The organism is Herbaspirillum sp. (genome assembly GCF_017744395.1).
Lineage (GTDB): Bacteria > Pseudomonadota > Gammaproteobacteria > Burkholderiales > Burkholderiaceae_D > Herbaspirillum.
Window position 1 is genome coordinate 548,036 of record NZ_JAGIBI010000002.1, and the last position, 25,786, is coordinate 573,821.

General features: G+C 63.5%; 20 protein-coding genes. 6 read left to right on the forward strand and 14 right to left on the reverse strand.

Features of this window, described 5'->3' with window-relative positions:
• Positions 1-415: 415 nt before the first annotated feature.
• Positions 416-2,362: an EAL domain-containing protein gene (locus tag J7548_RS08470; RefSeq protein WP_290973124.1), complete on the forward strand. Its 1,947-nt coding sequence runs from the start codon at positions 416-418 to the stop codon at positions 2,360-2,362.
• A gap of 52 nt (positions 2,363-2,414) precedes the next feature.
• Here the strand turns inward: J7548_RS08470 and chrA are convergent, their stop codons facing one another.
• Both chrA and J7548_RS08480 read right to left on the reverse strand, forming a co-directional pair.
• A complete protein-coding gene (gene chrA, locus J7548_RS08475) occupies positions 2,415-3,644 on the reverse strand; it encodes a chromate efflux transporter (RefSeq protein ID WP_290973127.1) in 1,230 nt (409 codons plus the stop codon).
• Positions 3,645-3,661: 17 nt separating this feature from the next.
• Positions 3,662-4,141, reverse strand: coding sequence for an Lrp/AsnC family transcriptional regulator (locus J7548_RS08480; protein ID WP_290973130.1), 480 nt, complete (start codon positions 4,139-4,141; stop codon positions 3,662-3,664).
• A gap of 268 nt (positions 4,142-4,409) precedes the next feature.
• On the opposite strand from J7548_RS08480, the gene mdeB reads away from it, so the two are divergent.
• Together mdeB and J7548_RS08490 are read left to right on the forward strand one after the other, a co-directional pair.
• Complete coding sequence (gene mdeB / locus J7548_RS08485) at positions 4,410-7,085, forward strand: alpha-ketoglutarate dehydrogenase (protein ID WP_290973135.1); 2,676 nt, start codon at positions 4,410-4,412, stop codon at positions 7,083-7,085.
• Between the two features lie 145 nt (positions 7,086-7,230).
• Positions 7,231-7,989, forward strand: coding sequence for an SDR family oxidoreductase (locus J7548_RS08490; RefSeq protein WP_290973137.1), 759 nt, complete (start codon positions 7,231-7,233; stop codon positions 7,987-7,989).
• Between the two features lie 79 nt (positions 7,990-8,068).
• On the opposite strand, the gene J7548_RS08495 is transcribed toward J7548_RS08490, so the two are convergent.
• From J7548_RS08495 to J7548_RS08535, 9 genes are all read right to left on the reverse strand, one after another.
• Positions 8,069-8,656, reverse strand: coding sequence for a UbiX family flavin prenyltransferase (locus J7548_RS08495; RefSeq protein WP_290973138.1), 588 nt, complete (start codon positions 8,654-8,656; stop codon positions 8,069-8,071).
• Between the two features lie 10 nt (positions 8,657-8,666).
• Positions 8,667-8,978: a Grx4 family monothiol glutaredoxin gene (gene grxD, locus J7548_RS08500; RefSeq protein ID WP_290973143.1), complete on the reverse strand. Its 312-nt coding sequence runs from the start codon at positions 8,976-8,978 to the stop codon at positions 8,667-8,669.
• Between the two features lie 248 nt (positions 8,979-9,226).
• The gene (gene raiA, locus J7548_RS08505) at positions 9,227-9,586 is read right to left on the reverse strand and encodes a ribosome-associated translation inhibitor RaiA (protein ID WP_290973146.1); all 360 of its coding nucleotides are present in this window, start codon (positions 9,584-9,586) and stop codon (positions 9,227-9,229) included.
• A gap of 140 nt (positions 9,587-9,726) precedes the next feature.
• Positions 9,727-11,223: an RNA polymerase factor sigma-54 gene (locus J7548_RS08510; protein WP_290973149.1), complete on the reverse strand. Its 1,497-nt coding sequence runs from the start codon at positions 11,221-11,223 to the stop codon at positions 9,727-9,729.
• 71 nt (positions 11,224-11,294) lie between these two features.
• On the reverse strand, positions 11,295-12,035 hold the full coding sequence (gene lptB, locus J7548_RS08515; RefSeq protein ID WP_290973152.1) for an LPS export ABC transporter ATP-binding protein: 741 nt from the start codon (positions 12,033-12,035) through the stop codon (positions 11,295-11,297).
• A gap of 1 nt (position 12,036) precedes the next feature.
• Positions 12,037-12,624, reverse strand: a complete 588-nt coding sequence (gene lptA / locus J7548_RS08520) for a lipopolysaccharide transport periplasmic protein LptA (protein ID WP_290973155.1) — start codon at positions 12,622-12,624, stop codon at positions 12,037-12,039.
• A gap of 49 nt (positions 12,625-12,673) precedes the next feature.
• Entirely contained in the window at positions 12,674-13,282 is a 609-nt protein-coding gene (gene lptC, locus J7548_RS08525; RefSeq protein WP_290973157.1) for an LPS export ABC transporter periplasmic protein LptC, read from the reverse strand.
• A complete protein-coding gene (locus tag J7548_RS08530; protein WP_290973159.1) occupies positions 13,279-13,830 on the reverse strand; it encodes an HAD family hydrolase in 552 nt (183 codons plus the stop codon). The genes lptC and J7548_RS08530 overlap by 4 nt, the downstream gene beginning before the upstream one ends.
• Entirely contained in the window at positions 13,830-14,858 is a 1,029-nt protein-coding gene (locus tag J7548_RS08535) for a KpsF/GutQ family sugar-phosphate isomerase (RefSeq protein WP_290973162.1), read from the reverse strand. Before J7548_RS08535 ends, J7548_RS08530 begins: the two co-directional genes overlap by 1 nt.
• A 180-nt stretch (positions 14,859-15,038) precedes the next feature.
• Between J7548_RS08535 and J7548_RS08540 the strand changes: the two genes are divergently transcribed.
• The 3 genes from J7548_RS08540 (at position 15,039) to J7548_RS08550 (ending at position 19,879) form a co-directional block, all read left to right on the forward strand.
• Complete coding sequence (locus tag J7548_RS08540) at positions 15,039-17,030, forward strand: cation:proton antiporter (protein WP_290973164.1); 1,992 nt, start codon at positions 15,039-15,041, stop codon at positions 17,028-17,030.
• Between the two features lie 7 nt (positions 17,031-17,037).
• The gene (locus J7548_RS08545) at positions 17,038-17,952 is read left to right on the forward strand and encodes an AEC family transporter (RefSeq protein WP_290973166.1); all 915 of its coding nucleotides are present in this window, start codon (positions 17,038-17,040) and stop codon (positions 17,950-17,952) included.
• Between the two features lie 187 nt (positions 17,953-18,139).
• The gene (locus tag J7548_RS08550) at positions 18,140-19,879 is read left to right on the forward strand and encodes a methyl-accepting chemotaxis protein (protein ID WP_290973168.1); all 1,740 of its coding nucleotides are present in this window, start codon (positions 18,140-18,142) and stop codon (positions 19,877-19,879) included.
• A gap of 102 nt (positions 19,880-19,981) precedes the next feature.
• On the opposite strand, the gene J7548_RS08555 is transcribed toward J7548_RS08550, so the two are convergent.
• The 3 genes from J7548_RS08555 to J7548_RS08565 all read right to left on the reverse strand — a co-directional run bounded on the left by J7548_RS08555 (position 19,982) and on the right by J7548_RS08565 (position 25,770).
• On the reverse strand, positions 19,982-20,749 hold the full coding sequence (locus tag J7548_RS08555) for a phytanoyl-CoA dioxygenase family protein (RefSeq protein ID WP_290973170.1): 768 nt from the start codon (positions 20,747-20,749) through the stop codon (positions 19,982-19,984).
• A gap of 145 nt (positions 20,750-20,894) precedes the next feature.
• Positions 20,895-23,750, reverse strand: a complete 2,856-nt coding sequence (uvrA, locus tag J7548_RS08560; RefSeq protein WP_290973171.1) for an excinuclease ABC subunit UvrA — start codon at positions 23,748-23,750, stop codon at positions 20,895-20,897.
• A 280-nt stretch (positions 23,751-24,030) separates the two neighbouring features.
• Positions 24,031-25,770, reverse strand: coding sequence for a glycosyl transferase (locus tag J7548_RS08565; RefSeq protein WP_290973173.1), 1,740 nt, complete (start codon positions 25,768-25,770; stop codon positions 24,031-24,033).
• Positions 25,771-25,786 lie beyond the last annotated feature (16 nt).

The following is a 25,786-nucleotide window of genomic DNA, read 5'->3' on the forward strand; positions in this document are numbered from 1 at the left end:
TGTCGGCGATCCAGAGGAAAAAGTAAATCTCTCATCGCCAGCATCATGTTCGAAGAAAACAGTCCGCAGTAATGTGGGCTGTTTTTTTATACCCGTATCGGGAAGCCGCGCCTCTTTGGCGGCGGGAATAACCGGAGCCGCACGGTTTCCAGTCATGCAGTCAGTGATCCAGGGAATGTTCTTGCGATCTGCTGGCCTGAGGCATTTGCATGACATGCGTGGAAAACAACGCCCAATAAGGGGGCGAGGTGTTGAAACGAAGCAATTACGAAGCGGGATTCAACGTAAGTCTTTGATTGTGATCGCTTGCGCCTTTACCGGAGAGCCTCCCGCGATATAAGGAAGCATCAATTCCCACCATGGTTTTTCTGCATCTTGTACGATAGTCAGGAATTCAAAAAACCGGGGGGAGGGGATGGAGGTTTCCGCGATATCCAAAAGACTGCTCCGGTTCTGGGCGATCGAACGGGACAAGCCTGAATTATTGAAGGCGCAGTACAAAGCGTTCGCTAGCAAGATACCGATGATGTACATGATCTTGATAGTGAATAGCTGGGCGCTCGCGCTGACGCACATTCATTCCGCTCCCCACTGGCTTTCCATCTATTACCCAAGCGCGCTGACTTTGTTTTGTGCCATCCGCTTTGCGGTGTGGCTCAAAAGCAAGAACATAGACCCGGACGCCGAGCAGGCCTGGAGAGCATTGAGGAGGACCAACCGGCTGGTCATGCCGATCGCGCTGAGCTTCTCGATATGGTCGATCCTGCTCTTTCCGTATGGCGATGAGTATGCGCAAGCCCATGTGGCTTTCTACATGGGAATTACCGTCATCAGCTGCATCTTTTGCCTGATGTACCTCCGCTCGGCGGCATTGACCTGCGCCTTGATCGTCAACAGCATCTTCACGGTCTTTTTCCTCTCTTCGGACATTCCGACCTTCATCGCCGCGGCGCTCAACGTTGTGTTGGTGACGGCGGCAATGCTGGTGATCGTTGCAAGCCACTATCGCGACTTCACCCTTCTTATCGAGGCGCAGGTGAAAACAGCGGCGCTCAGCAACGAGAATTCCCAGCTCGCCAACCTGGACGCGCTCACCCAGATTCCGAACCGGAGAAAATTCTTTGCAATGCTTGACGCGGTCTGCGATGACGCCAGGACGCGCGGCACCCGCTTTTCCGTCGCGATCATGGACATTGACGGATTCAAATCGATCAACGATCTCTATGGCCACGCGCATGGGGACCGGCTGTTATCGGCAGTGGGGAAAAGGCTGCTCAATATCTGCGACGAAAATACGCACCTGGCCCGATTGGGCGGCGATGAATTCGCCCTGATCATCAATCGCAACATGAGCGACCAGGAAATACGGGCATTTGGCGACCAGGTGTGCCTGGCGCTGCGTCCGCCGTTCGTGCTCTATAACACGATAGTGAAGGTGGCGGCATCCCTTGGCGTGGCGACATTTCCAGACATGGCCGCGGACGCTTATACCCTCTATGAACATGCGGACTATGCGCTCTATCATGGAAAGCGCAACAACCGGGGTACCGTCACGTTGTTTTCCAGCGCGGACAAAGAGCAGATCCAAAGGAACGCGAACATCGAGCAGGCCTTGCGATTGGCGGATTTCGAGAGCGAGCTATCCGTCTGTTTCCAGCCAGTCGTCAGCATCGACAATTCGTCGACGGTCGCTTTCGAAGCCCTGGCCCGCTGGAAGAGCCCCATGATGGGGCCGATATCGCCGGCGGAATTCATTCCTGCCGCAGAGCGGATGGGCATCATCGGCCAACTTAGCGAAATCTTATTTGCGAAGGCGCTGAGGGTGGCAAGCGGGTGGCCGGCCGATATCAACCTCTCCTTCAACTTGTCGGCCAACGATCTCAATGACACGGATGGTTTGGACAGGATCATCAAAACCATTCACGAAACCGATTTTCCCCCGCACCGGGTGGATTTTGAAATTACGGAAACGGCCACCCTCTACGACCTGAAAAAGACCGAGCATGCGATCCGGTCGCTGCGCCAGCTGGGATGCGGCGTGACGCTGGACGATTTTGGAACGGGTTATTCAAGCCTCAGCCAGTTGCATGCGCTTCCATTGACGCGAATCAAGATAGACAAGAGCTTTGTCACCGAAATCCACGACAACCCGGTCAGCTATAAGATCGTCAAGTCGCTGCTCGCCTTGAGCCGGGATATGGATCTGGCTTGCGTCGTCGAAGGCGTTGAAACCGAGAGGGAGCTGGCCGTGCTGAAGGAGCTGGGAGCATCGTTCGTCCAGGGCTATCTTTTCGCGGCGCCGCTCACGGAAGCGGAGGCCCTTGCGTGGATCGCCACTGGAAGAACTGCAATAACGCATTGAGACAGCCATAAAGCGCAACCGGGATGATTTCCCCTGACGGGCATGCAGGTTCTCAGCCTTTGCCGATGACGCCGGCCACTCCACCTGCCGCTCCAAGCAGAAGCACGACCATCCAGGGCGGCAATTTCCAGAACATCAAGGCGACCTGCGCCACGATCGCCATGGCGAAATCCATCGGCTGGCGGATCGCGCTCGTCCATACCGGCTGGTATAACGCCGCCAGCAGCAGGCCGACCACGCCGGCGTTGACGCCGGCAAGCGCGGCTTGCATCCGGGCGTTTCTGCGCAGGCTGTCCCAGAATGGGATGGCGCCGCCCACCAGCAGGAATGACGGCGCGAATATCGCCAGCAGGCAAATCAGGCCGCCGGACCAGCCGGATGGCGCGGTATGCATGGAGGCGCCCAGAAAGGCGGCGAAGGTGAACAAGGGGCCGGGGACGGCTTGGGCGGCGCCGTAGCCGGCCAGGAAGGTATCGTTGTCGACCAGGCCTGTCGGCACCACTTCCGATTGGAGCAAGGGCAGGACGACATGGCCGCCGCCGAAGACCAGCGAGCCGACCCGGAAAAATGCATTGATGTCGGCAATGGCCCCGTGCGGGTATGCCGCGGCCAACAGCGGCAAGCAGAGAATCAGGCCGGCGAAGAGCAGCAACAGCAATATGCCCGTGCGGCGGCTTGCGCGCAGCGGCAGGGCTTCATCGGCAAGGGGGGCGGTTGGCTTGAACGCCAGCAGCCCGGTAAGCCCGGCGGCGGCGATCACCGCCAGCTGGCCGAAGGTCCCGGGCAGGAGCAGGGCCGCGCAGGCCGCCACCGCCATGATGGAAACGCGGGCGGCATCGGCGCACAGGTTGCGCGCCATGCCCCACACCGCTTGCGCCACCACCGCCACGGCAACGACCTTCAGGCCGTGCAGGGCTTCCGGAGGAATGGCCGTGCCGAAGTGGGAAAGGCCCAGGGCAAAGCAGATCAGGGCGATGGCCGAAGGCAGGGTAAAGCCTGCCCAGGAGGCCAAGGCGCCGGGATAGCCGTGCCGCAGCAGGCCGATGGCGATGCCCACCTGGCTGCTGGCGGGGCCGGGGAGGAACTGGCACAGCGCCACCAGGTCGGCGTAGCTGCGTTCGGAGAGGAAGCGCCGCTTGCTGACGAATTCGGCGCGGAAGTAGCCCAGGTGGGCAATCGGGCCGCCGAAGGAAGTCAGGCCAAGGCGCAGGAAAATGAGGAAGAGGCCGAAGACGCTTTCCCGGCGCCCGGTCTCGGCTGTTTCTTGCTGATCGGGCTTCATGGGCGGGTGCGCGCCGTTCAGCGCCGGGGCTTGATCTTGGGCGTGGGCAGCGCTGTCTTGTACTTGATCTGCTTGAGCGCGAAGCTGGAGCGGATGTTCTTGATGCCGGGGATCTTGGTCAGGTGGTCGACGATGAAGTGCTCCAGCGTCAGCAGGTCGGGCACGACGATGCGCAGCAAGTAATCCTCGTCGCCGGTCATCAGGTACACCTCCATGACCTCATCGAACGCGCTCACCGCGGTTTCGAACTGGGCCAGCGCCTCGGCGCCCTGGCGCTCCAGGATCACCTTGACGAACACGTTGACCTTCAGTCCCAGCAGGTGCGGATCGGCCAGCGCCACGTAGCGCGAGATGATGCCCTCCGTTTCAAGGCGCTTGACGCGCGCCAGGGTCGGCGACGGGGAAAGGTTGATGCGGCTGGCGAGTTCCAGATTGCTGATCGAGCTGTTCTCCTGGAGGATGTTCAGGATCCGCAAATCGGTGGTATCTAGTTCCATTATTGAAATTTAATTCTGTAAGTTTCAATTTTTCAGCATGTGATGCTGAATATTGTATGACAACTTCCTATTTTTGGTGACTCATGCCGGTGCATCAGGCGTATCGTAGACCAATTACCAATAAAAACGCTGCAGTTGAAAGCGTCCAGCATGAGGAGACCGAAGGCGCGGCCTGTGTTTTACCGGCTTTTTGTCTCTTTGCATAGATTTGTGTAGCGCCTGCCCATGATGGGAGCGCATTGCAACAACAGGAGATCAGGAAGTGGATATGTCGTCAGCCAATGGTATTGCCCGCGATATTGATATCGATGCCCAGGAAACCCAGGAATGGCTGGAGGCGCTGCAAAGCGTGCTGGCTGAAGCCGGTCCGGAGCGGGCGCGCTTCCTGTTGTCCCGGTTGTCGGCGGCGGCCCAGCAGCAGGGCGTCAATTGGCGCGATGCGCGCAATACCCCCTACATCAACACCATCCGTCCCGAGCAGGAGCCGCCGTTCCCCGGCGGCTCCGACGCGCAGGCTATCGAGGAGCGCATCGCCAGCATCATGCGCTGGAACGCGCTGGCCATGGTGGTGCGCGCCAACCGTTCCTACGGCGAACTGGGCGGCCATATCGCCAGCTTCGCCTCGGCCGCCGACCTGTTCGAAGTCGGCTTCAACCATTTCTTCCGCGCGCGCGACGACCAGTTCGCCGGCGACATCGTGTACTTCCAGCCGCATTCGGCGCCGGGCATCTATGCCCGCGCTTTCCTGGAAGGCGCGCTGTCTGAGGAAGACCTCGGCTACTACCGCCGCGAGATCGAGGCCAAGCGCGCCGGCAAGCAGGGTTTGTCATCCTATCCGCACCCCTGGCTGATGCCGAACTTCTGGCAGTTCCCCACCGGTTCGATGGGCATCGGCCCGATCAATGCGATCTACCAGGCGCGCTTCCTGCGCTACATGGAGCACCGCGGCCTGCTGCAGGACCAGAACCGCAAGGTCTGGGGCGTGTTCGGCGACGGCGAGATGGACGAGCCGGAATCGCTGGCCGCGCTCTCGCTGGCCTCGCGCGAGAAGCTGGACAACCTGATCTTCGTGGTCAACTGCAACCTGCAGCGGCTGGACGGCCCGGTGCGCGGCAACGGCCATATCGTCGATGAGCTGGAAACCCTGTTCGCCGGCGCCGGCTGGAACGTGATCAAGCTGCTGTGGGGCTCGGACTGGGACGGTCTGTTCGCGCGCGATACCGACGGCGAACTGGTCGACGCGCTCAACCGCACCGTGGATGGCCAGTTGCAGACCTTCGCCGCCAACGACGGCGCCTTCAACCGCGAACACTTCTTCGGCCAGACGCCGGCTACCCGTGCCATCGGCGCACGCCTGACCGATGAGGAAATCAACCGCCTGCGCCGCGGCGGGCACGACATGAAGAAGATCTTCTCGGCCTACCAGGCCGCGGCCGAGCATCGCGGCCAGCCGACCGTGATCCTGGCGCAGACCAAGAAGGGCTACGGCATGGGTGCGGCGGGCGAAGGCAAGATGACCACCCACCAGCAGAAGAAGCTCGACGAAGACAGCCTGCTGCAGTTCCGCGACCGCTTCAAGCTGCCGCTGTCGGATGAGCAATGCCGTTCGCTGGCTTTCTACAAGCCGGCCGACGACAGCGCCGAGATGAAGCACCTGCACGCGCGCCGCGCGGCGCTGGGCGGCTACATGCCGCGCCGCAAGGCCGGCGACGCCAAGCGCCAGGTGCCGGCGCTGGAATCGCACAGCAAGTTCGCGCTGGAAGCCGACGGCAAGGAAATGTCCTCGACCATGGCGCTGGTGCGCCAGCTCGGCAACCTGCTCAAGGACAAGGAGTTCGGCCAGTACGTGGTGCCCATCGTGGCCGACGAGGCGCGCACCTTCGGCATGGCCAACCTGTTCCGCCAGGTCGGCATCTATTCCTCGCAGGGGCAGCTGTACGAGCCGGAAGACATCGGCTCCATCCTCTATTACCGCGAAGCCAAGGACGGCCAGATCCTGGAAGAGGGCATTACCGAAGCCGGCGCGATCTCCTCGTGGACGGCGGCGGCCACCGCCTACTCGGTGCACGGCACGCCGATGCTGCCGTTCTACATTTATTACTCGATGTTCGGCTTCCAGCGCATCGGCGACCTGATCTGGGCCGCGGCTGACCAGCGTGCGCGCGGCTTCCTGATCGGCGCCACTTCGGGGCGCACCACGCTGGGCGGCGAAGGCCTGCAGCACCAGGACGGCAGCAGCCACGTGGTGGCGGCGTCGATTCCGAACTGCGTGTCTTACGATCCGGCCTATGCGTACGAACTGGCGGTGATCATCGATGACGGCATGCGCCGCATGCTGGAACGTAACGACGACGTGTTCTACTACGTCACCGTGACCAATGAAAACGAGGCGCAGCCGAGCATGCCTGCCGGCGTCGAGCAAGGCATCCTGCGCGGCATGTATTGCCTGGGCAGGAAGGAGAAGGCGCAGGCCCGCCTGCTGGCATCGGGGCCGATCCTGAAGGAAGCGCTGGCCGCCGCCGAGCTGCTCGCCAAGCATTGGCAGGTCGAAGCCGAGGTGTGGAGCGTCACCAGCTTCACCGAACTGGCGCGCGACGGCGTGGCCGCGCAGCGCGAGCGCCGCTTGTCGGGCGGCGATGCGCAGCCTTACGTGACGCAGCAGTTGCAGGGCAGCGCGGCGCCGGTGATCGCGGTGAGCGACTACATCCGCACGCTGCAGGAAAGCATCCGCGCTTTCGTGCCGGCGACCTATGTCACGCTGGGCACCGACGGCTTCGGCCGCAGCGATACCCGCGTCAACCTGCGCGACTTCTTCGAGATCGATGCGCGCTGGATCGCCTACACCGCGCTGACCGAAGTGTTCGGCGGCGACCGCGCCAGGCTGGAAGCTGCCGCCCGCACGCTCGGCATCGATACCGGCAAGCCGTTGTCGTCCACCGTGTGAGCCGGCCGTGGACGATTGAAAATCTCTCATCGAAGCGGCATGCCGCATTTGCTATAGTGAAAGCCGCCTGTGCGCAGCAGGTGGCTTTTTCTTTGGGAAGCTTATCCGGCCGCGCGCACATTTTTTCAATAAGGAGCAGACAAACATGGCAGCACCGAAACGAATTGCGCTGGTGACCGGCGCGGGCTCCGGCATCGGCCGGCAGATCACCCTGGCGCTGCTGCGCGACGGCTATGGCGTGGCCCTGGCCGGCCGCCGCCAGGATGCGCTGGAGGAGACCGTCAAGCTGGCCGGCGAGCATGGCGCCAATGCGCTGGTGGTGGCCGCCGACGTCACCGATCCGGCTTCGGTGAAGAACCTGTTCGCCAAGACCAAGGAACGTTTCGGCCGCCTTGATATGGTATTCAACAATGCCGGCATCTTCGCGCCGCCGGTGTCGCTGGAAGAGCTGAGCGTGGAGCAGTGGAAGTCGGCGGTGGACATCAACCTGACCGGCGTCTTCCTGTGCACCCAGGAAGCCTTCCGGATCATGAAGGACCAGTCGCCGCGCGGCGGGCGCATCATCAACAACGGCTCGATCTCGGCGCACGCGCCGCGTCCGTATTCGGCGTCCTACACCGCCACCAAGCACGCCATCACCGGCCTGACCAAGGCCACTTCGCTGGACGGCCGCGCCTATGACATCGCCTGCGGCCAGATCGATATCGGCAACGCCGCCACCGACATGACCACGCTGATGAAGAAGGGCACGCTGCAAGCCGACATGTCGGTCAAGGTCGAGCCCACCATGGACGCCGAGCACGTGGCCAAGGCCATCCTCTACATGGACAGCCTGCCGCTGGACGCCAACGTGCAGTTCATGACCGTGATGGCGACCAAGATGCCTTATATCGGCCGCGGCTGATCGCCGGTCGTTCGCCGGATGTGAAAAACGCGCCGCAGGATTGCCTGCGGCGCGTTTTGTTTTGAAAGCTTGTTTCCGTTCAATCGGCTGAAGAGGCTTTCATCCCTTGCCATTCCGGCGTGAGCTGGTGCTCGATGCCGAACAGGTCGAGCACCCGTCCCAGCGTGTGGTCGACCATCTGTTCCATCGATGCCGGACGGTGGTAGAAGCCGGGCAGCGGCGGGAAGATCACGCCGCCCATCTCGGTCACCGCCGTCATGTTGCGCAGGTGGGCCAGGTTGAACGGTGTTTCGCGCACCATCATGACCAGGCGGCGGCGCTCCTTGAGCACCACGTCGGCGGCGCGCGCGATCAGGTTGTCGGACAGGCCGTGCGCCACCGAGGCCAGCGTCTTCATCGAGCAGGGGGCGATCACCATGCCGGCCGAGGCGAAGGAGCCGCTGGCGATGGAGGCGCCGACATCGCGCACGTTGTAGACCACGTCGGCCAGCGCTTCGACGTCCTTGCGGTTGAGGTCGAGTTCCTGGTGGAGGTTGAGCACGCCGGCATCGGAAATCAGCAGGTGCGTCTCGACCTGCGCATGGCCGCGCAGGTGTTCGAGCAGGCGCACGCCATAGATGGCGCCCGTGGCGCCGGTGATGGCGATGATCAGGCGCTGGCGCGGCATGAGCAGGGAATCAGCCCTTGAGCAGGGTCTGCAGCTCGCCCGAGGCGTACATTTCGCTCATGATGTCCGAACCGCCGATGAATTCGCCCTTCACGTACAGTTGGGGAATGGTCGGCCAGTTCGAGTACTCCTTGATGCCCTGGCGCACGTCCGGGCTTTCCAGCACGTTGACGGTCACGATGTTCTCGGCGCCGCTGGCCTTGAGCAATTGGATCGCCTTGCCGGAGAAGCCGCATTGCGGGAATTGCGCGGTGCCCTTCATGAACAGCACGACGGGATTTTGGGTGACGGTTTCTTTGATCCAGGATTGGACGTCGCTCATGGCTATGCCTTAAAAAATGGTGATTGCCGACATTATATGAAAAAGCCGCAATCCGCGTTGGAAACGCGGCGTACGGAGCCGGGCCCCGGGCCATTGCGCCGCGTAAATTATTTGAATGATTTGCAATGTTGCCTGCTGGTCATGTCCGCCGGCGCCGCCATGCCGGAGGGCAATGAAAAAGGGCGCTTGCGCGCCCTTTCCTCGATGAAGGGGCCGCTGGAAAGGGCCCCTTGTTGGCGGATTATCCGCTATGCACTTGCAGCCGCTCCGGAGATGGTGTCATCCGGCAGGCGCTTGGCCATCGAATGGTGCTCCTGCAGGCGATCCTTGTGCTTGATGACCTGGCGATCGAGCTTGTCTATCAATGCATCGATGGCAGCGTAGAGATCGTGGGCGATGCTTTCCGCATGCAAATCCTTCCCTTTGATATGGACGTTGATTTCCGCCTTTTGCCTTTTTTCTTTTTCTGTCAGTTTGTCTACGCTCAGGATGACGCTGATGTCGATCACGTTGTCGAAATGGCGCTTGATCCGTACCAGCTTGCTTTGCACGTATTCCCGCAGGGCGGGGGTCAGTTCGAGGTGGTGTCCACTAATGGTCAGATTCATACAACACTCCTATCGTGAAGTCACTGGAGGTTCGTGCGTCTCATCCAATACGCCTTGAGGGCACATCATTCGTGGTCAGATGGCACCGGATGGTTGGCCTGAACACAGCGACGGCTGCAAAGTACAACAGAAAAACAAACTCAGAGGGATTTGCGGAGATTGACTGGAGGAATCTTCAGCACTTCTCGGTACTTGGCGACCGTGCGTCGCGCGACCACCATGCCTTGTTCTGCCAGCATATCCGCAATCTTGCTATCGGATAATGGGGTCTGCGGGTTTTCAGCTCCTATCAATTGTTTGATCAGCGCCCGGATCGCAGTGGAGGATGCTTCGCCTCCGGTTTCCGTTGCGACATGGCTGCCGAAGAAGTACTTCAACTCGAACATGCCGTGCGGCGTAAGCATGTATTTTTGAGTTGTGACACGAGAAATAGTGCTCTCGTGTAGACCCAGTGTATCAGCAATTTCACGCAGCACAAGGGGGCGCATCGCAACTGCGCCGTGCGAAAAGAAGTTTCTTTGACGTTCGACAATAGCTTGCGCGACTCGCAAAATCGTATCGAAGCGCTGCCGCATGTTTTTGATCAGCCACTTCGCCTCTTGCAGCTGCGATGTGAGCGAAACATCGCCTTTGGACTGCTTCAGGGCGCTCGCATACATGGCGTTCACGCGCAGCCTGGGCATCACGTCATGGTTGAGCATGACCTGCCAGCCGTTCTTTGCCTGTTTGACAATCACGTCCGGCACCACGTAGTCGGAGGCGTCGCGCGCGAATTCGGCGCCCGGGTGCGGGCGGCATTGGCGGATCACGGCCTGGGCTTCGCGCAGGTCTTCGTCGTCGCAGTCGAGCGCCTTCTTGATCTTGTTGAAGTCGCGCTGGGCGAACAGCGGCAGGCAGTCCTCGACGATCCTCAGCGCCAGCCGGCGCGTGACGAACGGAACCTTGGGCAGGCGGCGGATCTGCAGCGCCAGGCATTCGCCGGGGCTGCGCGCGCCGACGCCGGCGGGATCCAGGCTCTGCAGCAGCTTGAGCGCGATCGACAGTTCTTCGAGGTCGATACCCAGTTCCTGCGGCAGGTACGACAGGATGTCTTCCAGCGGTTCGTCCAGGTAGCCGTCGTCATCCAGCGCATCGGCCAGCAGCTCCAGCAGCGCGCGGTCGCGCGGCGTGCGGGCGGTGATGCGGATCTGTTCCAGCAGGTGTTCGCGCAGCGTGGTCTGGTGCGCTTCCAGTTGCGGCCGGGCATCTTCGTCGTCGGACGATTTGCCGCTGCGGGCGACGTCGTCGAAGCTCCACTCGGACTCTCCGCTGACGCTGTTGTCGGGCGCGTTGTCCTGGTATTCGAGGTTGGATTCGCCGTCGCCGGCGGGGGCTGCCGTTTCATTGCCGCTGTCGCCGGCGGCGGGGCTTTCCGCCACGCCGCTCGAAGGCGAGGCCGAGAGGGCACCGTCGGCCAGCAGGCGCACCGAGTTGTCGAGCGCGTCGTCGAGCCGTTCGAGCAGCGGATTGTCGGACAGGATCTGTTCCAGCTCCTGGTGTAGCTCCAGCGTGGACAATTGCAGCAGCCTGATCGACTGCTGCAGTTGCGGCGTCAATGCGAGGTGTTGCGATGTGCGTAGCTGGAGAGACTGTTTCATCTGGTTTTCAGGAGCCGCATGCCCGGCTTGCCGCCTGTGCGTTGGCGGCGCGGCCTGGCCTGGCGGGGTGCTTACATGCGGAAATGTTCGCCCAGGTAGACGCGCCGCACCGATTCGTTGGCGATGATGTCGTCCGGGCTGCCGCTGGCCAGCACCGTTCCCTGGTTGATGATATAGGCGCGGTCGCAGATGCCCAGCGTCTCGCGCACGTTGTGGTCGGTGATCAGCACGCCGATGCCGCGCTCCTTGAGGAAGCGCACGATGCGCTGGATCTCGATCACGGCGATCGGGTCGATGCCGGCGAACGGTTCGTCCAGCAGCACGAAGCGCGGATCGGTCGCCAGCGCGCGCGCGATTTCGACGCGGCGCCGTTCGCCGCCCGACAGCGACAGCGCCTGGCTGTCGCGCAGCTTCTCGATCTGCAGTTCGTGCAGCAGGTTGTTGAGGCGGCCTTCGATCTCGTCGCGCGAGAGCGGCTTGCCGTTTTCCTGGCGCAGCTCGAGCACGGCGCGGATATTGTCTTCCACCGTCAGCTTGCGGAACACCGAGGCTTCCTGCGGCAGGTAGGACAGGCCCAGCGTGGCGCGCTTGTGGATCGGCAGGCCGGAGATGGCCGAGCCGTCCAGGTCGATCGCGCCGCCATCGGCCGGCACCAGACCGACGATCATATAGAACGAGGTCGTCTTGCCCGCGCCGTTGGGGCCGAGCAGGCCGACCACTTCGCCGCTTTGCACTTCCATCGATACGTCGCGCACCACCTGGCGCGCGCCATAGCTTTTCTTCAGTCCGCGTACTACCAGCGAGCTCACCATCTTATTGGGCCTTTCCGGGTTGGGCCGGCTGTGCCGGCGGCGCGGGCTGGGCAGGCGGGTTCTTGGGCTGGATGACCGCGGTGATGCGGCCCGCGCCCGGCTTGCTTTCACCCGAGGCGGTATTGTTGACCGAATAGAATTCGGCGCGGCTGTCGTAGGAGATGAACTCGCCGTTGACCTCGTCGGTGATGCGCTTGCCGTCCATGCGCTGGATGTGGGCGCGGTTGAACAGCTTGGAAATCTCGGTCTGCTCGGAATACTCGATGCGCTCGGCCTGGCCTTCGATCCACAGGTCGGGGCCGCCGTCGCGCTTCTGGCGGAAGCTGGCCAGCGTACCCGGCGCCGCGTACAGCACCGCATATTCATAGCCGTACTGGTCGGTGGTCAGCACCACGCGGCCGGCCTTGATCAGCAGCGTGCCGCGCGTGAGCACCACGTTGCCGGTAAAGGTCTTCACCTGGCGCACGTCGTCGTAGACCATCTGGTCGGCCTCGATGTTGGTCGGCTTGGTGGAGTCGGCCTTTTCCGCGCGCGCCGCGCCGCAGGCGGCGATCAGCAGCAAGCAGGGCAGCAAGAGTGAGCGTTTCATAAATTCCTGTCAGGTCGATTCTTGGCGATATTTTTCAACGGTCGCCGGTTCAGCGCTTCTTCGGCGCCGGTTCGTAATGGCCGCGCACGCTGCCCAGCAACTGCAGTTCCTGCGTGGCGTTGTTGGCGATCATCCCCACGCCGTTCAATCTGGTGGTTCCCATCGTCATGGCAACCGCTTTGTCGGTCTTGACGATCTCGTCGTCCGGCAGCAGCAGCAGGTATTCCGAGACCAGGCGCATCGGGTCGCCGCCCTTGGCGCCGCCGCGGATGGCGTTGGCGTTGCCGTACATGTGGATCCTGGTCTGGTCGTCGGTGACGCGCGCGGTGTCGGAGTACAGCTCCATCGGCGGCTTGTCCTTGTCCAGGTTGTGCACCACCGGCTTGGTGATTTCGAAGGAGTCGTCGCTCGGGAAGTGGACCATCCTGGTGCCGGAGACGTCGTAGCGCGGCAGCCCGGTCGGGCCCAGCTTCACGTAGCTGAAGTTATCCAGGTAGTAGTCGGGTTTGCCGGTGGGACGCGCGGCCGGCTGCAGGTCGCCGCTGGTGCGCAGCGTCTGCAGGATCCAGAAGCTGCCCAGCGCCAGCGCGATCAGCACCACCAGCAGCACGCCCAGGCGGATGCGTTGCGCCGCGCGTTCGCCGCTGTGGTTGCTCATGCCAGGTACGGCGCCAGCGCCGCCTCGTAGTTGCCCTGCGCGGCCAGCACCAGGTCGCATATTTCGCGCACGGCGCCGTTGCCGCCGGTGGCGCTGGTCACATAGTCGGCGCGCGCTTTGACTTCGCGATGGCCGTTGGCCACGCAAGCCTTGAAGCCGACCTTGGTCAGCACCGGCAGGTCGATGATGTCGTCACCCAGGTAGCCGCAGTCGGCGGCCTGCAGGCCGGTGTGCTGCAGCAAGTCGCGGAATGCCAGGCGCTTGTCGTGCGCGCCCTGGAACACGTGGGCGATGCCCAGGTCCCTGGCGCGGCGCTGCACGAAGGGCGACTGGCGCGCGGTGATGATCGCCGCGGCCACGCCGAACTGCTGCAGCATCTTGATGCCGTGGCCGTCCAGCGCGTTGAAGCGTTTCACCGATTCGCCGTCTTCCCCGTAGAACAGGCCGCCATCGGTCAGCACGCCGTCGACGTCGAAGATCATCAGCCGCGTGGCGGCGGCCTTGGCGAGGACGGCGGGGGCGAAGGTGTCGGCGAAGGCGCTCGTCATCAGATCACCTTGGCACGGGTCAGGTCGTGGATATGCAGTGCGCCTGTCAGCACGCCTTGGGCATCGGTCACCAGCAACTGGTTGATGCGGAACTCTTCCATCAGCTGCACGGCGTCCACCGCCAGCTGGTCCTGGTTCACGGTGCGCGGGCCGGCATGCATGACGTCGGCGATGGAGAACTTGCTGAAATCATGGCCGCGCTCCAGCAGGCGGCGCAGGTCGCCGTCGGTGAACACGCCGATCGGGTGGAATTGCTCGTCGACCACGGCGGTCATGGCGATGCCCTTGCGCGTGATCTCCATCAGCGCCTCCGACAGCGAGACGTCCGGCCGCACCGCGGGGATGGCGTCGCCGCTGCGCATGACGTCGCGCACATGGGTCAGCAGGCGGCGGCCGAGGGCGCCGCCCGGATGGGAGCGCGCGAAATCCTCTTCCAGGAAGCCGCGCGCATCCAGCAGCGATACCGCCAGCGCGTCGCCCATGGCCAGCGTGGCGGTGGTGCTGGCGGTCGGCGCCAGGTTCAGGGTGCAGGCCTCCTTGTCCACCCCCACATTGAGGTGGATGGTGGCCAGCTCGGCCAGGCTGGAGGCATCGTTGCCGGTCATGGCGATGATCGCCGTGCCCATGCGCTTGATGATGGGGACGATGGCCAGCAGCTCGGCGGTTTCGCCCGAGTTGGAAATGGCGATGAGGACATCCTTGGGCGTGACCATGCCGAGGTCGCCGTGGGCGGCTTCGGCCGGATGCATGAACAGCGAAGGGGTGCCGGTGGAGGCCAGCGTCGCCGCGATCTTGCGGCCGATGTGGCCGGACTTGCCGATGCCCGAGACCACGGCGCGGCCTTGGCAGCCGAGCAACAGTTGCACGGCGCGGGCGAGCGGTTCGGAACTGTCGTCGGACAGGCGGTTTTTCAGCGCCAGGATGGCATCGGCCTCGATCTGCAAGGTTTGGCGGGCAAGCGCGATTGCGCGCCGCGCGTCCTCGGCCGAAAAAGATGCTGGCATGTTTTTATCATCGGTTACACTCATAACCGAAGTATAAACGAATTAGCAAAGCAAGAAACTTGCCAGATGTAAGGCGGAGGTAAGGTCGGCAAGAATGCCGCCAGTGCGGTTGCGATGCAGCATGCGCGCCCCATGACCCAGGCATGTTTCTCGCTTAGTTGGTTCGCATATAACAATAAGTTCTGACAAGCGAATCCTCCCCACATGTTCTCCGGACTGGAACTGACCTTATTCCTGCTCGCCGCCGCCGTGCTGGGCGTGGTGGCCTTCCGCATGATGCACCTGCCGCCGATGCTGGGCTATCTGGTGGTCGGCATCGTGATCGGTCCCCACGGCCTGGGTTTCGCCGAGGACAATGAAACCACCCACGCGCTGGCCGAGTTCGGCGTGGTGTTCCTGATGTTCTCGATCGGGCTGGAATTCTCGCTCAACAAGCTGTCGGCGATGCGGCACATCGTGTTCGGCCTGGGGCTGGCGCAGGTGCTCTCCACCATCGCCGTGACCATGGTGTTCGGCTGGGCGGTGGCCTATTTCCTGCCGCAGTTCACCAACATCAGCTGGCAGGGCGCCTTCGCCCTGGGCGGCGCGCTGACCATGTCTTCCACCGCCATCGTCTCCAAGCTGCTCACCGAACGGCTGGAGCTGGAGACCGAACACGGCCGCCGCATCCTCGGCGTGCTGCTGTTCCAGGACCTGGCGCTGGTGCCGCTCCTGATCGTGGTGCCGGCGCTGGCCAGCCATTCCGGCAACCTGATGGTGACGCTGGGCTGGGCGGTGGCGAAGGCGATGATCGTGCTGGCCCTGCTGCTGTTCTTCGGCCACAAGCTCATGCGTAGCTGGTTCAAGATCGTGGTCAAGCGCCGCTCGCAGGAGCTGTTCATGCTCAACCTGCTGCTGATCACGCTGGGCGCGGCCTGGATTACCGAGAAGGCGGGGCTGTCGCTGGCGCTGGGCGCGTTCATCGCCGGCATGCTCATTTCCGAGACCGAGTTCAAGCACCAGGTGGAGGAAGACATCAAGTCCTTCCGCGACGTGCTGCTGGGCCTGTTCTTCATCACCGTCGGCATGCTGCTCAACGTGCAGACGCTGATCGAGCACTGGTTCCTGGTGCTGTTGTTGCTGGCCGGGCCGGTGCTGCTGAAGTTCGGCCTGATCGCGGCGCTGGCGCGCCTGTTCGGCTCGGGCACGGGCGTGGCCTTGCGCACCGGCCTGGCGCTGGCGCAGGCGGGTGAATTCGGTTTCGTGCTGTTGAATCAGGCCGGCGGGCTGCAACTGATCGATCCCCTGCTGATCCAGGTGATCCTGGCCTCGATGGTGCTGTCGATGCTGGCCGCGCCGTTCATCCTGGCCAAGTCCGATGCCATCGTGATGAAGCTGTCGGCCAATGAATGGATGTTGCAGTCGCTGGCGCTGACCCAGCTGGCCACGCGCACCATGAGCGTGCAGAAGCACGTGATCATCGCCGGTTTCGGCCGCAGCGGGCAAAGCCTGGCGCGCCTGCTGGAAGAGGAAGGCATCGCCTACCACGCGCTGGAGATGGATCCGGAACTGGTGCAGGACGCCCGCAGCGGCGGCGCCAACGTCTCCTATGGCGACGCCGCCCGGCGCGAGAGCCTGGTGGCCGCCGGCATCCACCGCGCCGCGGCGCTGGTGGTGACTTACGCCAGCACCCCGTCGGCCCTGAAGGTGCTGCACCATGCGGCCGAACTGGCGCCGGAACTGCCGGTGATCGTGCGCAGCTACGACGACGCCGACCTCGACAAGCTGCTCGCCGCCGGCGCCACCGAGGTCGTGCCGGAGTCGCTCGAAGGCAGCCTGATGCTGGCCTCGCACGCGCTGGTGATGCTGGGCATCCCGCTGCGCCGCGTGGTGCACCGGGTGCAGGACGCGCGCGACGAGCGCTACGCCTCCCTGCGCGGCTATTTCCACGGCGCTTCCGATATCGACGACGCCAACGACGGCCTCAACGTGCGCCTGCAGTCGGTGACGCTGATCGACGGCGCGCACGCCATCGGCAAGACCTTGGCCGAGATCGACCTGCCCGGCCAGTGCGACACCGAGGTCGCCATGCTCAGGCGCGGCAAGCAGCGTGTCGAGGCGGCCCAGGAGACGGTCCTGATGGGCGGCGATATCGTGGTGCTGCGCGGCACGTCGGAAAACATCCTGCGGGCGGAGAAGCGCCTGCTCAGCAAATAAGCCCCGCATGGCGCTCATCGAACGCATCTGCAGCATCATCCTTCCGGTGTTCGCCATCATCGGCATGGGCTACGGCTACGCCCGCTGGCGCGGCGAGGTGGTGCGCATGGACATGGCCTCGGTCAACCGCGTCTCGATGGAAGCGCTGGCGCCGCTGATGATTTTCAGCGCGCTCTCCTCCAAATCCTTTGACCTGTACCACAACGGCTGGCTGATCCTGGCCAGCGTACTGATCTCGCTCGGTTCCGGCTTGCTGGCGTGGCCGCTGGCGCGGGCGCTGGGCTACGACCGGCGCACCTTCCTGCCGCCGATGATGTACAACAACGGCGGCAACATGGGATTGCCGCTGCTGGTGCTGGCCTTCGGCCAGGAGGCCTTGCCGGCGGCGGTGGCGCTGTTTACCGCCTCCACCTTCGTCTACTTTTCGCTGTGCGTGAAGATGATCCAGTCCGGCCGCGAGCAGCGCCCCGGCTCCTTGCTGCGGCTATTGTCCAGTCCAATTATGCTGGCCATGATCCTGGGCATCCTGTGCGCGGTGTTCCGCATCGGCCTGCCGGGGCCGCTGTTTTCGGCGATGAAGCTGCTGGGCGAGGCCAGCATCCCCATCATGCTGTTTTCGCTGGGCGTGCGCATGATGGATATCAGTTTCAAGAGCTGGCGCATCGGCCTGATCGGGGCGGCGGCGTGCCCGCTGTCCGGGCTGCTCTGCGCGCTGCTGCTGGACCGGTTGCTGCCGCTGACCGCGGTGCAGCGCGGCGAGATGTACCTGTTCGCCGCCTTGCCGCCGGCGGTGCTGTGTTTCATGGTCGCGGAGCAATACCGGCAGGAACCGGACAAGGTCGCCGCCATCGTGCTGATGGGCAACCTGGCGGCGATCGTGTTCGTGCCTTTCGGGCTCTGGCTGGGGTTGCCCGGCCATTGACCGCGGCTGAAGCTCTGGTACGGGAAATGCTTGGACTTAGCCGCGCTATTCCTCCATATCGGTAGCCGCCGGTCGCGGTATAAATAGGAAAACGCGAGAAAACGCGGGGAAATGCGAAAAAACGCGAGAAAACGGATGCCGCATGCATTTTTATCCGGCGTCCGTCGTCATGACTTTGGGGAGATATATGTTCAGTAAATTGACGATCAAGGCGCGCCTGATCTTCGTTATCGGTTTTCTGGCCGTTCTGCTGGTGGTTTCCGGCGTGGTCGGGTTGCTCAGCCTTAAATCCACCAATGCGCAAATGCGTTCGCTGTACGAGGACCGCATGGCCGCGCTGGCCCAGCTGGAGACGGTCGGGGGCGCCATCGATGCTGGCCGTTATGGGATTTCCACGGCCATTGTCGGCGACTCCGGGGAAATCGATAAAGGCATGGACAAGCTGGAAAAGACCATCAAGGACAGCGATGCGGTTCTGAAAGACTATCTCGCCACCTACCTGACGCCGGAAGAGAAGGTCCTGGCCGACAAGTTCATCCCGCAGCGCCAGAAGTTCATCGCCGAGGGCGTCAAGCCGGCGGTCGAGGCATTGCGCAACCGCGATTTCCAGAGCGCCGGCGACATTTACGGCGGCGTCATGCTCAAGCTGTTTTCCGAAGTGCATGCCACCATGGAAGAGCTGATGAGCCTGCAGCACCGGGTCGGCCGCGAACTCTATGAGGATGCGCAGCGGCGCTACCAGATCCTGGTGGTGGTGATCGCGGCGACCATCGTGGCGGGGCTGGCGGTCGCGCTGGTCATGGGCGTGCTGCTGGTGCGCGCTATCTCGCGCCCGCTGGAGAAGGCGGTACGGCTGGCGCAAGGCGTCGCCGCGGGCGACCTGACCCAGGAGATAGAGGTGCGCAGCCAGGATGAGACCGGCCAGCTGATGCAGGCGCTGAGGGACATGAACAGCAACCTGCGGAAGATCGTCGGCGAGGTGCGCATGAGCACCGACACCATCAATACCGCTTCGGCCGAAATCGCCAGCGGCAACCTCGACCTGTCTTCGCGTACCGAGCAGCAGGCCGGTTCGCTGGAGGAGACCGCTTCGGCCATGGAAGAACTGACTTCCACCGTCAAGCAGAACGCCGACAATGCGCGCCAGGCCAACCAGCTGGCCGCATCGGCCTCGGATGTGGCCTTGCGCGGCGGCGACGTGGTCAAGCAGGTGGTCGATACGATGAGTTCGATCAACGAATCCTCGCGCAAGATCGTCGACATCATCAGCGTGATCGACGGCATCGCCTTCCAGACCAATATCCTGGCCTTGAACGCGGCGGTGGAAGCCGCGCGCGCCGGCGAGCAGGGCCGCGGCTTCGCGGTGGTGGCTTCCGAAGTGCGTTCGCTGGCGCAGCGTTCGGCGGCGGCGGCCAAGGAAATCAAGGGCCTGATCGACGATTCGGTGGAGAAGGTCGGCAACGGCAGCGCGCTGGTGGCGCAGGCCGGCGAGACCATGGAGGAAGTGGTGGCCAGCGTGCGGCGGGTGACCGACGTGATGGGCGAAATCACCTCGGCCAGCCAGGAACAGAGCACCGGCATCGAGGAAGTCAACCGCGCCATTACGCAAATGGATGAGACCACCCAGCAGAATGCCGCCTTGGTCGAGCAGGCCGCCGCCGCCGCGCAGTCCCTGCAGGAACAGGCCGGCCGGCTGTTGGGCGCGGTCGGCGTATTCCGCCTGGATGGGGCGCAGGAGGTGCGTACGCATGTTGCTGCTGTTGCCGATACGGCATCTGCTCCTGCAGTGAAGGCGGCTCCCAAGCCAGCTGCGCTGGCGCGCGCCAAGCCGTTGGCGGCGCCGAAAGCCGTCGCTGCCAAAGCGGAGGCGCCCAAGGTGGCCGCCGCCAGGCTGGCGACGGACGATGGCGATTGGGAGCAATTCTGAGTGGCTGACCCGTCTTGGCGGTTTGTCTCCGCCAACAATAAAAAAGCGCAGCGGATGCTGCGCTTTTTTTGTCCCGGGAGTCCGGTCAGGATGGCCCGGGCTTCAGGCGTCCAACTGGATATCGTCCGACGCCGCCGAGCGCGTGCCCGGCACCGGCGGATTGCTGCGGCCATGGTAGGCGAACACCGCCGAGCATTTGACCTGTTCGCTGTCGTTGCGGCCGGCGGCATGGAACAGGCCGCTATGGAACAGCACCACGTCGCCCGGCTCCAGGCTGAGGGCGATGCCCTGGGCGAACAGCGCCTGGTTGGCCGGCACTTCCGGGCGCAGGAAGTCGAGCTCGTCCATCTGTTCCGGCTGCAGCTGCAGCAGGTGCGAGCCGGGGATGAACTTGAGCGCGCCGTTCTGCGGGGTTTCGGCGCCCAGCGCCAGCCATACCGAGATCAGCTCGTTGCGCGGGAAGGACCAGTAGCGGATATCGCGGTGCCAGCCGGTGGCGGTGCCGAAGGTCGGGTGCTTGGTCATCACGCAGTTGTGGTGGGCCAGCGTGATGCAGACCGGTTCGCCGAACAGCTGGTGCAGGATGGCGACCAACTGCGGGTCGCTGGCCCACTGGCGGTAGACCGGATCGCGCTGCCAGGCCGCGCGCAGGCGCCGGGCGGTGCGGCCGCCTTCGGCCTCGAGCGAGGAGGGGGCGCCTGCGTAGCCGACCTCGGCTTCGTATTCGAGCGGCGCGACGGCGCGGCTGAGGTGTTCCCGCGTCACGGCCAGCATCTGTTCGCGCCGGTCGGCGGGCAGCATGCCCTTCAGCAGCAGATAGCCCTCCTTGCGGAAAGATTCGACCTGGGCGGGGGAAAGCGGATTTTGCATGGCGTTTTTTTAACAGGTTCTAAGGCACGGGCCTGCCGATATTGTGCGCCTGACGGCGGCCGGATGCATGACTCTAATCGCATCGGGCCGGCGCGCAAGATACAGTTGCCGTTTTATCTGTATCGTTTGCGCGCCGTCAAGAACCTCACTTTTTCTTCTTGAGCAACGGCGCCAGGTACTTGCCGGTGACGCTGGCCGGGTTCTGCGCCACGTCTTCCGGCGTGCCGGTGGCCACGATCCGCCCGCCGCCGGCGCCGCCCTCGGGACCGAGGTCGATGATCCAGTCGGCGGTCTTGATCACGTCCAGGTTGTGCTCGATGATGGTCACCGTGTTGCCCTGGTCGCGCAGGCGGTGGATCACCTTGAGCAGCAGGTCGATGTCGTGGAAGTGCAGGCCGGTGGTCGGTTCGTCCAGGATGTACAGCGTGCGGCCGGTGTCGCGCTTGGACAGTTCCAGCGACAGCTTCACGCGCTGCGCCTCGCCGCCCGAGAGCGTGGTGGCGCTCTGGCCCAGCTTGATGTAGCCCAGGCCGACGTCCAGCAGGGTTTGCAGCTTGCGCGCGATCAGCGGTACCGGCTTGAAGAACTCGTGCGCGTCTTCCACCGTCATGTCGAGGATCTCGGTGATGTTCTTGCCTTTGTACTGCACTTCCAGCGTTTCGCGGTTGTAGCGCTTGCCGTGGCAGACGTCGCAAGGCACGTACACGTCCGGCAGGAAATGCATCTCGACCTTGATCACGCCGTCGCCTTGGCAGGCTTCGCAGCGGCCGCCCTTGACGTTGAACGAGAAACGGCCGGCGCTGTAGCCGCGTTCCTTGGCCATCGGCACGGTGGCGAACAGGTCGCGGATCGGCGTGAACAGGCCGGTGTAGGTGGCCGGGTTGGAGCGCGGGGTGCGCCCGATCGGCGCCTGGTCGACCGCGATCACCTTGTCGAAATGCTCCAGTCCGCCGATCGCCTCGTGCGCCGCCGGCTCGGTCTGCGAGCCGTACAGGTGGCGCGCCGCCGACAGGTAGAGGGTGTCGTTGACCAGCGTCGACTTGCCCGAGCCGGACACGCCGGTCACGCAGGTCAGCAAGCCCACCGGCAGTTCCAGGTCGACGTTCTTCAGGTTGTTGCCGGTGGCGCCGGAGATGGTCAGCATGCGCTCTTCGTCGCAGGGCGTGCGCTTCTTGGGCACGGCGATTTCCAGCGCGCCGTTGAGGTACTTGGCGGTCAGGGATTTCTTGTTCTTCAGGATGTCTTCCAGCGGGCCCTGGGCGATCACGTCGCCGCCGTGCACGCCGGCGCCGATGCCCATGTCGACCACGAAGTCGGCGGTGCGGATGGCGTCTTCGTCGTGTTCCACCACCAGCACCGTGTTGCCGATGTCGCGCAGGTGTTTCAGGGTATCGATCAGGCGGTCGTTGTCGCGCTGGTGCAGGCCGATTGACGGCTCGTCCAGTACATACATCACGCCGGTCAGGCCGGAGCCGATCTGCGAGGCCAGGCGGATGCGCTGCGCTTCGCCGCCGGAGAGCGTATCGGCGCTGCGCTCAAGGGACAGGTAGTCGAGGCCGACGTTGTTGAGGAATTTCAGGCGCGAGACGATTTCCTTGATGATGCGGTCGGCGATTTCCTTCTTGGCGCCGGTCAGCTTCAGGGTTTCGAAGAAATGCAGCGTGTCGCGTAGCGGCGTGGCCGCGACTTCATAGATGGCGCGCTGTTGCTTGCCTGCGCCGACTTTCACGTAGCGCGCTTCCACCCGCAGGCGGGCGCCGTGGCAGGAGGGGCACTGCTTTTCATTGATGAACTTGGCCAGTTCTTCCTTGACCGCCATCGAGTCGGTTTCGCGGTAGCGGCGCTGCAGGTTGTTGACCACGCCTTCGAAGGTGTGCTCCTTGACCACGGTGCGGCCGCGCTCGTTGACGTAGGCGAACGGAATCGTCTGGCGGCCGGAGCCGAACAGCACCGCCTGCTGGGCCTTTTCATCCAGTTGCTCGAAGGGGATGTCGAGGTCGAAGTTGTAGTAGGCGGCGATGCTGGTGAGCATCTGGAAATAGAACTGGTTGCGGCGGTCCCAGCCCTTGATCGCGCCCGAGGCGAGGGACAGGTTGGGGAAGGCGACGATGCGCTTGGGATCGAAGAACTCGATATGGCCCAGGCCGTCGCATTCCGGGCAGGCGCCCATCGGGTTGTTGAACGAGAACAGGCGCGGCTCCAGTTCCTGCAGCGAGTAGCCGCAGATCGGGCAGGCGAACTTGTTGGAATACAGGTGTTCCTTGCCGGTATCCATTTCGAGTGCGATGGCGCGGCCCTCGGCCAGGCGCAGCGCGGTCTCGAAGCTCTCGGCCAGGCGCTGCTTGATGTCGGCCTTGACCTTGACGCGGTCGATGACGACGTCGATGGTGTGCTTCTCGGTCTTCTTCAGCTTGGGCAGGTCGTCGACCTCGTATACCTTGGCCGTGCCGGTGCCGCTCTGGATGCGGAAGCGGATGAAGCCCTGGGCCTGCATTTCTTCGAACAGGTCGGCGTGCTCGCCCTTGCGGTTGGCCACCACCGGCGCCATGATCATCAGCTTGGTGTCTTCAGGCAGCGCCAGCACGGCGTCTACCATCTGCGACACCGACTGCGCTTCCAGCGGGTGCTCGGGATGGTCGGGGCAATACGGCGTGCCTACGCGCGCATACAGCAGGCGCAAGTAGTCGTGGATTTCGGTGACGGTGCCGACCGTCGAACGCGGGTTGTGCGAAGTCGCCTTCTGCTCGATCGAGATCGCCGGCGACAGGCCTTCGATCATGTCGACGTCGGGCTTTTCCATGAGTTGCAGGAACTGGCGCGCGTAAGCCGACAACGACTCGACGTAGCGGCGCTGGCCTTCCGCATACAGGGTATCGAACGCCAGCGACGACTTGCCCGAACCGGACAGGCCGGTGATCACGATCAGTTTGTTGCGGGGGAGGTCGAGGTTGATGTTCTTCAGGTTGTGCGTGCGTGCGCCGCGAATGCGAATTTCTTCCATGGATGCCTTCAGCAAAGTTTTCCTGCCGCCGCGCGGGCCAAGGCCGGGCGCGGGGGAACCGGGGGAGACAATCTGTAACTATAACAGGACTGCCAATCGCCGGCAGGGCTGGCCGGTGGGGCGAAGCGAGATAGGGACGGGGAGGGTAAATGCCCGTGGTGCCGGGCATGGGTCGAGGGTTGTTTCGTTGCGAAAACGCCCGATGCCATGCATCGGGCGTTTGGGTTGCGGTGCGCTGGATTTCGGGTTTCCGTTACGCTGGGACAGCGGCTTGCCGGCGTCATTGCTCCCGACGGTAAAGCTTGAGCATCTGCCCGTCGTCACCATCCCGATGGCCTTCCCAGAACTGTTTCCACGAACCCTGTGGCAAGGGCGGTTGGCCAGGGGTACCCTGGAGCAGCCAGCGGCACAGGGTTTGGTCACGGCCATCGAGAGGCTGGTGGAGGATACCGGTGTAGTAATACAGCATGGGGGCTTCGGACTCGCCGATGTTCTGGCTGGCCATGCAATCGCCGGGTTCCCATGCCTGAGCGATGGCCCGATGCAGGTCACGATAGACATATTCATAACTCTTGCCGTAGTCGCTCCAGGGCAGCAGCAATGTATAGGCCAATCCCCAGATCAGCGTGATCCCCGCGAACCAGCTGAAGGCACCACGCCATTTTCCCGCCAGCCGGAGCTTGCCGAGCGACCAGATCCAGAGGGCGCTCATGATGGCGGCAGCGGCCAGGGCCAGCGGCTGCAACGGCGTGACGAAGTCCAGCGGCAGCCACTTGCCGAAGTAGGCGATCCAGTGGTGCTGTTCGGCCGGCATGGACGAGACCACGTAGGTCACCCAGACGGCCGCGGCGATCAGGCCGAAACTGATGCGCGAGAACCAGTCCCAGGCGGTATACAGCCAATCCGGGAGCTGCGGCACCGCGCGGGCGCCGACCATGGCCAGCGGCAGCAAGACCGGCAGCAGATAGAGCTGGCGCGCCGTGGCCGAGCTTTGCAGCACGGCGATGCCGATGGCGGCAAACGACAGCGGCAAGGCTAGGCGCGGAGCCTGGATCTGGCGCCATTCGCCGGCGGCCAGGGCCAATACCGCGAGGAGCGAGCCCGGCAGGGCGAAACCGGAAAGCGCCCGCAGGATCACGGTCTGGTCATTGTCGGAACCGAGCTTGGCGACCGAGAAGCCGAAGAAGCGCCCGACGTTGTTGTCCCAGAACCATTCCATGAACAGCGGCATCGAATGCTGCGCCAGCAGCGCCGGCCAGATCACGAAGAACGGCAGCGACACCAGCACGGCGATGCCGACCATCTTCCAGTACGACCAGGAGCGGCATTCGCGCACCAGCACGCCTACGCACACGGCGGTGGCGGCGAACAGCAGCGGCACGAACAGGCCCTTGGTCATTTGCGTGATGCCGACTCCCAGGCCGAACCACAGCGCGGCCGCGAGGTGGGGCGTCTTGTTCTGCTCGTTCAGGGCGATGGTCAGCAGGCCGTAGATGGCGATGGCGCCGCCGCAGACCAGGGCAACGTCGGTGAACATGTCGTGGGCGTGCTTGACCATGCCGGGCGAGCCTGCGAACAACGCCAGCGTGCCGAGTACCGGCAGGCTCCAGAGCGTGCGCTCGTTCCAGGCCATCATCGCAATCCTGGCGATGAACACCAGCGTGACGATGTTGTAGAACACCGTGGCTACGCGCGCGCCATTGTGGTACGCCAGCAGCGGATGCAAGGCCTTGGCGAACAGCAGCGCGGTCCAGTAATACAGCGGCGGCTTTTCCATGAACGGCTGGCCGGCGTTGGTGGGCACCAGGTAATCGCCCGAGACCAGCATGTGGTGGATGATGCCGAAGGTATAGGTCTCATCCTGTTTCCACGGGCCATGGCCGAAGATGCCGGGCAGCAGCCAGGCGCAGGCGATGAGGATCAGCAGCAGCCAGGCGAAGCGGGGCGCGTAACCGGTGGTGGAGTTTGTGTGAAGCGGTTGGCCCGGTTTGGCGCCGGCAGCCGAAGTGAAGGAAAACATGCTGATATATACGAGC